Source organism: Kitasatospora albolonga, from assembly GCF_039535905.1.
Classification (GTDB): domain Bacteria; phylum Actinomycetota; class Actinomycetes; order Streptomycetales; family Streptomycetaceae; genus Kitasatospora; species Kitasatospora albolonga.
The window spans coordinates 44,386-56,723 of the sequence record NZ_BAAAYB010000075.1; the positions used below are offsets into that span (position 1 = coordinate 44,386).

Genomic DNA, 12,338 nt, shown 5'->3' on the forward strand with positions numbered 1-12,338 from the left:
GGAAGAGATATATACACACTCACAGTGGGTGCTGAATCCGTACACGAGGCAGGACGAGAACACCGCACAAACGACAACATGCAAAACCACGTCAACGACAATCCACTCGTGCTACACATCCGCGCGAACGGCCACGTCAGCGCCACGAGTATCAGCTCGACATGGAAGACTTAAGATGGCCGGAAATCGCCGTCGCCCTCGGACACGTCCGAAATCTGTTGAACCGCGACCCGTAGTATCAGGAATACGGACGAATGCTCGTGATCCGAATAAGAACGGGAATCGGCCATCCTCACAACGCGTACAGTGCAGGTCATCGTCGACATCCCATAGTCGCGGGTGCCGTCATGGGAAATCCTAAGACGAGGGCCTGGCCTCAGCACTGGGGTCGCGCAACTCTCAAGTGGTAACACTCGAGTGCGTTGTACGCCTGGAACAGCATGGGTACTCAACGCGGTCGGCTGGAGCACAGTCTAGCTCCTTGGCGTGTACGCATAGTGTCCATGTCCGCCGTCGCGGCGTCGGTCAGCACTAGGAGTCAGGAGCAGACCAACCACACACGTGAGTGGGAGGGGTGAGGAGCTCTACCACGCCGGGTGATAACGACACGCGAGCGCAGGTCGGCCGGGCCCCAAGGTTAACTGGCGCGCCTGTGCTGCCGGTCTTAAGAGCACCAAGCTCTGACATACCATCCAAATACGCTCTAGCAATATGGACAACCGTCAATGGGTAGTAAGAAAGCATAATGCCGACACAGAGAGCAACGAGCAACACGGTTCGCTCGTGCAGAAGTGATCCAGGGGTTGTGGGACCAAACACAGTCCAGGACTGGCCATCTGTCTCGAGTCACACACAGCACTGGCGTTAATAAACGTGATAAAGAAATGACACTAGGTGTCTTGGATGCGAGGGCCGACAGCGTCCGTGCGGACATCAACTCGGCATTAACGAGATAAACTCGGAACAAGACCTACCACGTATTGCGCGTAACGGACATTTTGTCGCATGCGGATAAAGATCGCGAAAGGTGGCAGGCCGAGTCCAATACATAACATAGAAGAACCGTTGGGTGCCTCGTGTACCTGTCGTGCAAGTCGAGTAAGGAACATCAGCGCGTGTACCGTGCAGCCAGGACGCGAGATGCGGATCAAATGCGAAAGACGGCGCGTCACCGTCCGCGCTCCCGGTGAGGCGAACACGCATGAAGAGTAAGGCCCCAACTGTAATATAGCAAGAGCGTGGCCATGGTTGGCCGAACCATGGCGACCAACCGCCGTATGCGCAGCGCGTGTGACAACCCGTGTTCACTCCCTCGGCCCGCACGCAGGACTGCCCGCAGACCCGAACATGAATACGAACACATGTTACACTATGCTCATCCGGCAGAATCGCGCTGGCCGCCGTCGCAGCGGTCACGACGGGGCGATAGACCCACAGGCGCCCGCCCGTCGTGGCACTAGGTGACAACATCCAGACATCATGAACAGGAATCCCGCACACGGTAAAGCTAACCAACCCCCTGCAAAAGGGAGTGCGCACTAGTCCGACAGCAATCTGTCGCCCACGGTCAGACAACAAGACGCAGAGGCAAAGGAAGGAACGCGCTCGATCTCCGTGAATAAATGCCACGAGCCGTACCCCGTGTCATACAAACTCCATCACAAGGAACCAACACCCAATACACGGCATCGACCGTAGACCCTCTCCCCGGCGCCCGAAGAACGGCAAACCTGGCTGCCCGCATACTGCGCCCACGCTCGTGGGAATCCCAGCAACCCGCACCAACCGTGGCTTCGGACTCCCACGAGAAGAAAGAAAAACTGTCCACCAAAACACGGCAGCCGCTGGATGACAAGCGACACAACCGCTCCAAACCGGACAGACCCGCCGCTAAACCACGCGCTTGGGCCACCGACACGATGGAAGTGTACCATTCCCGGAGCGCTGTAAAAACAACGAGCAAATACAGAACACGCAAAACGGTGGTACACCAGATCAGACGTGATCGAACAACACTACTACATGTGCAGAATCGTGTCTAGCCGCTCGTGGGAGACGACGGGCCCTCACCTGAGACGCGCATATACCTGCGGAATTAGTGCCCTATGCGAGTATGATGAGTATACTTTGGCACGTAAAAACCCTCACTGGAAGGCTACTGTTAGAACATTGCCGCCAAGTGGTGTCTGACGTTTCTGTGTCACAACAGGAAATCACGGGCGTAGCCTTTACTGCTACTGGCTGCCCGATGAGTTTTTCCTGCCGTAAGCGTGGAGTCTAACGAGAATACATAGTATGGCACGGGCTAGCGTGTAGAGATTGGCGATACACACAATGGACAAGGTGCGCCGGCCGAGAAGAGAGTAATAGGCGGCCATGCCGGTGTATAGTTAGCAGCGACTCCCGACCGGAGACTCGCAGCGTGTAGCAGAAGGAGCTGGCAGTCAACCTCGATATGTCATAGATGTAGGATCCCCGACCCACAGCCCGCTGCCCCGTCGGCGACTGCCGCGTGGGCTCGTTCCCCGACACCGACACACATACTTGATCAGCGTCCCCAGTACGGACGCGAGGTACGCCCACACGCCGGAGAGACAGGCTCCCGCTGACCCGAACAAAGCCTGACGACCCGCCGAGCACGCCAAAGCCCGTCGTCGCGGTCACATGAACCTAGGACGGAGAAACGCCCACGCTCCCATGCCCGACGATAACCATGCCGAAATATCGGCACGCCTTCCGTCACCGTAACGAAATCCGCCGAGAACACCGCACCAGGCACCAAAAGACCACTCAGCTACAACCACCGACTAATCCCGCGGCCACCACATACAGTCGCGCTATACCATCAAAAAAACAACCCCTCGAGCTCCGCTCAGGACCGACCCGGACCCGGACGACCGCGCACGCCCGACGCGGTCCTCCTCGCAGGTCCGGGCACGCGACGAGTTCCTCGCGGCTGGGACTCACACCGCCCGCGTGGACCGCTTCCCCCAACAAGGCCGAAGCGAGCCTCGGAAGTGGCAGCCGCAGCAACGGGCACGGCCACTGCCCCACGATAATGCATTTCCGCAGACACAGTAAGTCCCTGCACTGCGGAAACGTCACGGCGAACTGCGTCCCAGCAGCCCGAAAGCGCCTCTACAAGGTCGTAGTTCTGATCGAACATGCCTCTGACCTGCTCAGATTATGGGCGCGTGGAAGATCATTTACACACCATGCACACTCGAGTCCTTGACGATGAGATGTGGTGAGAAGCGTCTAGCGGAAACCGCGAGGAGCCGGAGAGCCTGGTCCTCGGCGACCATCCTCAAGTAACAGGTGCGGAGACGTAACGTCGCCTTCGGACGAGGTGCTGCTCGCCATCGATTTCCAGGGCAATCCGTACGGCTCTGGTAGAGAGCCGGAGGGAACGGGCGCTGTCAACCGTGGTGACGTGCCAGCAGGGCGTCGGGGACCGCTGCCGTGATGGGGGTTCATGAGTTCCACGATGAGCGAAGTGCAAATCCTCGCGGGCTCGGGTGCAGAGCACGAGGAAGCGGAGGCGTGCCTCGACACCAGTCGGGTCCTCCGTGTAGCTGTCCAGGTCGAACGAAAACACTGTCGAACTCCAGGCCCTTCATGCTCATCGTGCTGACGATTCTGATGGGATGGGTCGAGAAGTCCATGGAGTTGCGGTAGTGGTCGTCGAAGACGTACGCCTGGGTCTTTTTATCGAGCCCACGGGGAGGACGCAGCCCGCCTGGATCTCTCGGATCATCTGGACCGACCTGCAGATGATTCCGATGCTTCGGTCCTTATGGGCGTTGAAGTACTGCACGATTCCGGTGAGGAGACCTTCGAGGGACGGAATCGGCATGACAACGGGCAGGCTGCCGGAAACGCGTCGGCAAGGGCAACCCGGTTCGGTCCTCCACGCGGAACTCCGACGCCAGCATTGGCGATCTCACGGCTGCTCCGGTGATCCTCTCGCAATTCCATCGGAGCAGCCGGGCGCGCCGAGTGTTCGACAGATCTCGGACAGCGTCGTCTCCTCAGTGCCGATGCGTTGGTTCTCGTCCGCGAAGACTGTGACGTCGACACCGAGGACGCGGCAGAGGCGGTAGAAGCCGAGCGGTAGATTCTGGCCTTCGTCGACGACGAGTGTGCCATCACCCCGACGCCCCGCAACACGCAGCTCCGCTGCATCTCGACCCAGTCGTAGCACCGCTCGTCCTCGGCGGACCGTGGCGGTTCGCTTTCGAATTTTCTCCGCCACAAGGCCTTGAGCCACCGGGCGCACGTGGTCACGCGTGGCGTCCCGGTCAGCTCGGGGCCAGTTGCACGATGTACTGGTGCAGCAGTTGTAGCGGGTGAGGAGGACGACGTCTCGACCGGCCGTGGCCAGTGCCCAAGCACGGTAGACGGCCATCACAGTCTTTCCTCCGCCAGGAGGACCGGTGACGACGTGGTTTCCCCGAAACGGCAGTTCGACCACTGCGCGCTGGTCGCCACCGAGTTCCAGCAGTGAAGGAATGTCATGATCCTTCTACTGCCTCGGCCGACTCCAGCAGGGCGCCCGCAGAACCTCCTGGAAGAAGCCGGGAACCTCGTTGTCGCCGATCAGCAGAGTCCGGTCCAGGAGGGAGTTGTCGATCTCGCAGCAGGTTCCGGGAGCAAGGTGCACGCGTGGCACGCCGCGCGGTTTCAGGTTGGCCAGCGACCGGCCGTCGAGTCGGCGCACAGCGGACCTGCGAACACACTGGGCTGATTCGAGCAGGCGAGTCAGAGTCTCTCCCCCAGATACGGTGGCCGACCCTGACGGACGAGCCCGCCGAGCGTCCCCTCGGCGTCCCCGGCGGCCGTGTAGATGAACACGCCGGCCTGCGGCGGATACGTGCTGTCCTGTGGGATGCTCCGGGCAGAGACACGCTCTCGCAGGATGCGCGCGTTGTAGCCGCTGTCGTAGGACGAGCTGACGGATGAAGTGGTGGGCCAGCGTGCCATGGCACAGGTCACATCGACGAAGCGCTGGCACTTCGCCATTTTAGCAGCACGCAACGGTCCGCGACTGTGTCCTCTCAGCCGGTCTACCTTGAACGAAGCGTACCAGATTCCCACGCTCGATCCGTCGGGCTCGCAGAGGCAGTTGACGGTTCGACTCAGTCGCTCCCTAGGCGCGCCACGCGCGGATCCTGTCGTTCCAGTGGAGACGAAGACTCCCATCCAGCCGTCAGCGTCTCCACGGTCGGTGCAAGCCATTCGCCCGCCTCGCGGGTCGACCGTGAGGACAGCTCGACCGCCCTCGTCGTGGTCGCGGAGTGGGTTCGTAGTCGGGAGCAGTCCTTCGAGCGCCGAGCCTCAGCGCCTACTCGTGTCCGCCACGACGACGGATTGGGCCGACCGTCTGTCCAGCTCCTGCATCGAGAGACGGGACCGGTGCTGTCGACGTCGTGACACGCGTCCGGCGACCGGAGAACGTCTCTTCGACCCGGGCACAGACTCTCCGGAGACGGAGAAGGCGCCCATGCGGCCGGATGCTGAGGTGCCTCGTCCGAGCGCGAACGGCGACACGACGGGGTCGCCCTGCTCGATTGGTGCGGCGCCCGATTGCTTCGACAACCTCTCCGAGACCCTGACTCGGCAGCGATGATGCCGGAAATGGTCGGCGATCGGACTGCCGTGTGTGGTCTCGGTAGTTGGGCCAGAAGCTGCTGTGATCGACCGCTTGGGGTCCGCGGGGTCGTCGCTCCGACGGGCCGCTCGGGGCCCGGATGTCGATCGCGGAGTGGGCAACGACCAGTAAGTAGGACGTTTGCAGCACCGCGACTGTGCTCAGCCGAGGCGTCCGCCTCGCAGGAAACCGTGGTCTCGTCGGGTCTCGTCCTGCCCAAGGGTAGGGTCTCCGCAGGACAGCGTTCATCCCCAACTCGCAGGACGCTCTTGTGGCCTCACCCGCTGGATCTCCGCGTAGACTCCCCGGGCGTGGCAGGTGCTCGCACACGACGTGCAGGGCTGCGAGACCGGACGACTCGTGGGACGTAGCTGCGTAGGAAGCGGAGCTGGCCGACCGAATCACTGTCGCTGCATCGTCGCCTCTCGCGCGCCGAATGAGCCCAGCTGGAACCAGTGATGTCGGCCTTAGGTGGCCGCGCGCGATCAGACCTGGTATGAAAACGCTTGGGCGCCAGCTTCGCCTGCCACGTCCAGCCGCCCACAGGTGGGAATCGGTCCCTCTCCTCGAGTTGATGGTCTATCCAGGAACGCCATTGCCCGGCAGACGGGGCAGAGAGCCACTCGGGAAACGCACGTACGTCGGTCCGTTGCGGCTCGTGTAGGCCGCCTTCCCTGCCGGGATGACGGGGGCCGAACGGAATCCGTCCACTCGCAGCTTCGCCGCGAGCCGGGGTGAGTCCACCGGTTCGGCGCTCCTGGCCCAGCTCCGTTGTCGCAGCCACGAACGATTCGCCCCGGAGATCGATGATCCCGCCGACCCCGAACGGAACGATGGTCTGTGTCCTGCGGACCTTGCGACGGATGTCCTTCACAGCGTTCAAGCTCCTCTGACGACGACGAGGCAGTCACGGTCGACATTGCGCATCGATTGGGCCGTCTCCCACAGACCCTCCTGCTTGCCGAAGTCGGTCAGGAGGGAGCTGAAGGTGCGGCCCTGGGGCGGACGGATAGTTACAGCACGCCGCGCACGTCGACCCGCGCGCTCTCTCGCTCCTGACTGCCACTCGTCGATCCGCCGGTCCAGGTGCTCGCGTGGCTTCGCCTCGTCTGGGTCGGCACGCCGTCCGTGGCGATGATGAGATCCACGGATCCGGGCGACTCGTCATGTGTCTCAGATTTCTCACGGCACCTATTCTCGGCGGCGAAGCCCGATCCCAAGTGGGCGTCACGAGGATGGTGAGCACGGCGTGCAGAGCGCGATCGCGGGGAGGGAGCGACCACGGGGTGACGCTGGTGGGTTCGACGTGCCGGTAGAGCGAACGGTGGTAGACACCGAACGACTCATAGTGGGAGCGGTCGCGAGGCTTGGTCGATCGGAACAACGTGACGATCAGTCCTGGTACGTCGCGTCGGCCCACACGACTGGTGGCCTGGATGTACTCGGAAGTCGTCTTGGGCTGTCCGTTCATGAGCATCAGGCCGAGTCGGGGAACGTCGACACCGACCGACAGCATGTTGGTGGTGGCGAGGAAGGAGACACTGCCTTTCTCCCCGAACCGCCTTCCCAACCGATCGAGCAGCCGCGGCTGCTCGGCTCGCGGAACGTTGCTGGTGAGTTCGACCACCGAGTCGTCGTCCCAGCGGCGGCGTCGGAGTCGTCCTTGGTCAGGTGTTCCAGTCGGGCCGGGATGTCGTCCCTCGCGATTGTGACGGTCCGGCCGAGTTCCCTGAGGCTGTTGTGGTAGGCCACCATGGTCCAGTAGGCATCTCGCCGTGCCTCGTCGTCCCCCAGGTCCATCGGAGCCTGGAGGCCAGCGGCGCCCACGTGGACGGCGAAGTGGAAGCGGTGTGGCCCTGTGCCATCACACCGACGTACAGGCGCCCGGGCCTTTCGTGTCGGGTGAGGCGAAGTAGGAGTGACCCGCCACGAGACCCGCAGGCGGGAAAAGCTGCACGGGACGTGCATAGAGGCTTCGGATCTGGTCCTGCGAGCGCCGGATCGTCGCCGTGGACGCGATGACCTTCGGTCCGTGGGCCCTGCCAGGAGCAGAGTTCGAGGACGGCGGACTCCGTACAGACCGACCGTGGCCCCAGGGACCCGCCAGCAGGTGCAACTCGTCCTGGATCCACAAGGACGGCGCTCGCCTGCGTTCCTGCCGAAGAGGTTGCCGGCCTCGGACTCCCAAGCCAGCCGGGCGAACTTGTCCACGGTGCCTAGCACGAACGTCGGCGGGTTCCCGATAGATCTGCTCGACCACACGGCGACGGGACAGCCGGTCGTGAAGACGCACATGACTGGCGCGACAAAGAAGAACCAGGTTTCATGCACCCCGTCCGCGTGAGATGGCGAAGTCCTGGCCCTGACCGCTGCGTTCCGGACGAGTCTCGGTAGTAAATAAATATTATTAAAAGCGTGGTATCCCGCACCAGCGCAGCGCTCTCATCGGAGAAGCGGTGTCATCGGCTCGGGCGCGACTGCTTCAGGCGTGCGTCGATGTTTCCTGTTCGGTCCGGTCGCGGAAGAGCTCTGTGGGGCGTGGCGTCTCCAGTGGCCGTGAAGCCCATAGGGGCACGGTTTCCCGATACTGATGTGTTCCTGCGCGCGGGTCATGGCGCAGTTCCCACCGTCGTTGTCCGGCTCTGATGTACTCCAGCGCGCAGTTCGCAGTGGCTGTTGCGCTGGAACATCTGCTGCGTGGTCAACAGACTGAGCGATGTACCGGCTCAGTAGCCGGAGTACGACGGGGCAGTGCCACGCTGGCCCCGACAAAGAGCCGTACTGGAGCGACGGCGGAGGATCTCGAAACAACAGGCGAGATAGTAGTGCAGCGTAGGTCTCGTCGGTCTTTCACCAAGCCGCGTCGAGGAACCAGATGAGGGCGACCGTCCGTCGGTCCTCGTGGTCTCGGGATGCATCAGACTCTCGACGCACGAGCAGGAAGTAGGCGCGCGCAGCTGAAACGGGTGCCAGGCGTAGTCCGGCTGGAGGTTCTGGTGAGCTGAGCCGACGTCGCTGTTCCTGCGACTCTGCTGCGCTGGCTGCAGCTCGGTCTCGGCTGTGGAGTGCATCTGGAGCGCGCATACGTACCGCTTTGGCCGGCGAGGCTGTCCGGCCACGTTCGGTGGGCGTCGACGTAAGGAGGCAGCGGTCACTCCGGCTAGCGCCATCCGTCGATGCGCGCCGCGCCGCGAGTCCGGTGCGCAGGCGAGCGCCGGCTGCTGAGCGGCGGCCCTCACCGCGCTTCGGCATACGACTCAGACGGTCTTGTCGGACTGGTCGCTGGGTCTCGAACCACTTGCCGTACCCGAGGATGAACCAGAGTAGTTCAGTGCCCGTCCCGTAGATGCGGCTGTGCGACCGTGACGTGTCGATTCAGACAGTGTAGCGAGGTCCGAGGTTGAGGAGCCGGCTAGCGTCCCTGCCGTCGGGGACTTGATGTGTGCGAGCGACCTGTTGGTCCGGCATCACGCTCCGTACGCAGGAGTGGTCAGCGGCCGAGCTGTCGCTTCCGCACACGACATTGGCACCTCCGTGGCCCACTGCAGGCGGGTGATGAGGTGCCGCGGTACTGAGACACGCCAGCTCCTGCTCCTCTCTGTCCCGGCTGTTGAGAATTGCGGAAGCGAGTGCTCGGGTATCGAGCACGTGTGGGCACGTCGCTCGTGTGGGTCGCGGAGCGCGAGACCTGACAGAGCATGCAGCATCGCTAACCGCGTCCTTGTGTGACGCTCCCTCCTCCTGTGCGACACTGTGGACACAGCAACGCAGGTGACGAATGGTGACCGGCGCCGAGGTGGCGGGCCCAGCGTACGTGGAGCAGGCCGTGTCGCGTTCAGCAGGAAATCGGAGTAATCGGAGGGTGCCGAGCTGCCACGGTCTCACACGGTCGTCGAGTGAGCCGGGCGCTTGGTGCGCTTCCAGCTGCGTCGTCGTGCCCTGCCTTCACGTGAGCGTCAGGTAGCGCGAGGCCATCGCAGTGACTCATCGAGGTCTCGATCCCACGACTGTGGCATCGGGTGAGAAGAGTAGAAGCGAGGGCTCGTGTGAGGAGTGGAGCGCAGGCGTTGGCCTCTGGCGGACGCGGATCGTCGGCGAAGCTCAGTACGCTCTCTGCTGCCACGACCGCGGCCTCGTACTCGTCGACGCTCTACGTCACAGCTCTAGCCCGCTTCGGGCCTCGCAGTGTATCGAGCATGGTTAGGAACACACGCGGGTACAGCGTGGGGTGTCGTCATGCAGGTAGCGGCGAGTCGCAGGGCGATCGACAATGTGTTCTCCTCCTCGGGCCGAAGACCGACCAGTTGTACGGCGAAGATAGGAGACGTATGGTGTCCGCGGTGGTGGTATCGAGCGACGCGGCTGCTGGCGTCGGTCACGTTGCGGTGCTACCCGCCTCGCGTGATCAGCGTCCATGCCCGCAGATCGCCGAGAGCCTCTTCCTGACGGACGCCTGGTCGGACCGGCATTGGCGATCTCGCAGAGCTTTGGGCGCGGGGCCCGCTGGTTACAGGCTGGACGTAGAGTCGCTGTCTGAGCCGAGCGTCCAGGTGCTCGGATGCGAGAGGCTCGAGGTCGATGAGATCAGACGACGTGGTGTTCTCAGTGTCGCCTTGAAGCCGGCGACGGTCATTACGGACGCAGGTGAGTCTGCGCCTGGTACGTGTGGAGCCGACCACGTCTCGGTGTGAAGGCGTTCGATCTTGGAGCGCACGCTGGAGAGGCGGCTTGTGTAGCCCGACTCCCAGGTCGCTCATGCGACCGACAGGCAGTGTGATGTCCTGTGGGGCGATCTCCGGCTCCAGGTAGGTCGTTGAGCTGTAGGGCATCGAGGAGCGCAGCCTCGTCTTCGGACATCCTGGATGCAGTTCTGCGAACAAGGGTGCGCTCCCTTCACCGGCCGAGGCGCGACACCGAGGTACGGCGCCGTGTACGCCTGACTTCCCTGACGATCTAAGCACGGTGTTGTGTGCGGACAGTTGCTCGCTTCATAGGCCCGTACGGGGTGTCGCTGGCTGGCAGTGATAGTCCACACGCCTCGGGGTCGAAGGTCGTACGCTCGAGCGAGCACCTGGTTGTTCATGCCGTCTCAGCATGAAGATTGCCACCTAGGGCCATCTGTTTTGTTTGTTCAGAGTCCCGCCCTCCGTCGACCAAGACCTGTCGCAGTGACACCGAGGGATGATTGTCCGAGCGTCATCAGGTCCTGGCTTCGTCGAGCGATCATGGGGTGGTCGAAGGTCCGACTCCGGACGCTCCTGCCACCGATCGAATACACGGTCAGGACGGTGAGCCGGCGTGTCGGAGAGGATCTGCGGCGCAGGTGGGTGGTCAGGGTGGGCTCACGGCGTGATGAGAAGAAACGCTGGCCGGTGTGCGGAGAAGCTGCGTACGTGCTAGCCTCAGCTCGCTAGTGAAGGTCTTGCCGGTGCCGGCGCCTCCGTCCAGATCGAGGACGGTGGGTTACGACTCCGGCAAGCTCATGTAGCCCGTCCTGTCCAGCCTGTTCCTCGGTGATGCGAAACTGCTCGAGGTCCACGTCCGCAGCTCTTGGTCGAGTCGTGGGGCGCTCGGTTCGGTACGACCCAGGTGCGAAGTCGGGTCGTATCACGCGCACTTGAGCATAATCTTCTCTGCACGGTCATGCGACGACACGGTACGTTTCACATCGTTGCGTGTGCGCCAGAAGCGGGTGGCCTCGGGCGCATGCCCTCAGCACGAGGCCCAGCGCCCGCTGTCGTAGGCCTGCTGCCGCAGGTACTCGGCCGGGCTCGAATCAGGAGGATGAGAGAAGTGCGGTGCGTCGCGGTCGTCGAGATGTCGCGCGTGATCCACCGGGTATCGCGCTCGGGGACCTTGAGGGTGCGTATGCGATCTGCCGACGCGTCTCGCGCCGAGCTGACACTGCTGCGTTATTACGCTGTGCATGCGCTCTGGCTCTGGGCCGAAAGGCTCTCACGGCAGGCGTGCTCATCGGCACCTCCGGACGCCCGTAGTACCACTGACCGTCACTGTTCGGCGGATCGGCGCGGCCGCCGCTTGACTCGATGAAGGAGGAGCAACGCTGTCACGGGCATGTGATGACAGACGAAGTCGATCTCACGGACGCGCGCTTCCGGCGTGTCGTGGAGGTGGACCGCGAGTGCAACGCGACGCTCTGGGCGTTCGCGGGATCGCTTGAGCGCCGCGAAGACGCTCGCGCGCTCTGCGGCGCCCTGGCATGCGCCTGCATGTTCGAGATCTCACTCAGGGATGATCCGCATCAACTCTCACCCCACCCTCACTGACAGATCTTGCAACTATACCGACTTCTTCCTGTTCCGGCCTCGACGTGCGGGGCTCGTGGCGAGGAGTCGCTGGTCAGTAGTGGTCGTTTGAGTGATGAACTACAGGGCAGCCAGCGGCACCGACGCGACGTGACGAGGCGATCTATGGTGTGTAACGGCGGTGATCGCTGTTAGAGCGCGTGCCTGACATCGTACATGGGCCTTCCTCGCCGGTCTGATCAGCCGAGTTCGAAGCGGAAGAGGGTGGACTGCCCAGGGCAGGGCGGCTGGCAAAGGTTGTATAAGGCCGCGCACCCTCAACCAGAACAGGCTGTCGACATGGGTGAATGTCGGTTGCCAAGAGCCGGGTGGACTCTGGGCCCCCGACGAGGAGGAGCTGGTTCGGGCGCCGTCCCCCGACC

The 12,338-nt window shown here is 62.9% G+C and carries 2 protein-coding genes; both read right to left on the reverse strand.

Going from position 1 to position 12,338, the window contains the following annotated elements; genetic code table 11:
- Window positions 1-4,761: 4,761 nt before the first annotated feature.
- Window positions 4,762-5,097 (reverse strand): hypothetical protein, encoded by a 336-nt coding sequence (locus tag ABD946_RS18205; protein ID WP_345284825.1) that lies wholly within the window; start codon window positions 5,095-5,097, stop codon window positions 4,762-4,764.
- A 1,460-nt stretch (window positions 5,098-6,557) separates the two neighbouring features.
- On the reverse strand, window positions 6,558-7,277 hold the full coding sequence (locus tag ABD946_RS18210) for a helicase-related protein (protein ID WP_345284827.1): 720 nt from the start codon (window positions 7,275-7,277) through the stop codon (window positions 6,558-6,560).
- Window positions 7,278-12,338: the final 5,061 nt, after the last annotated feature.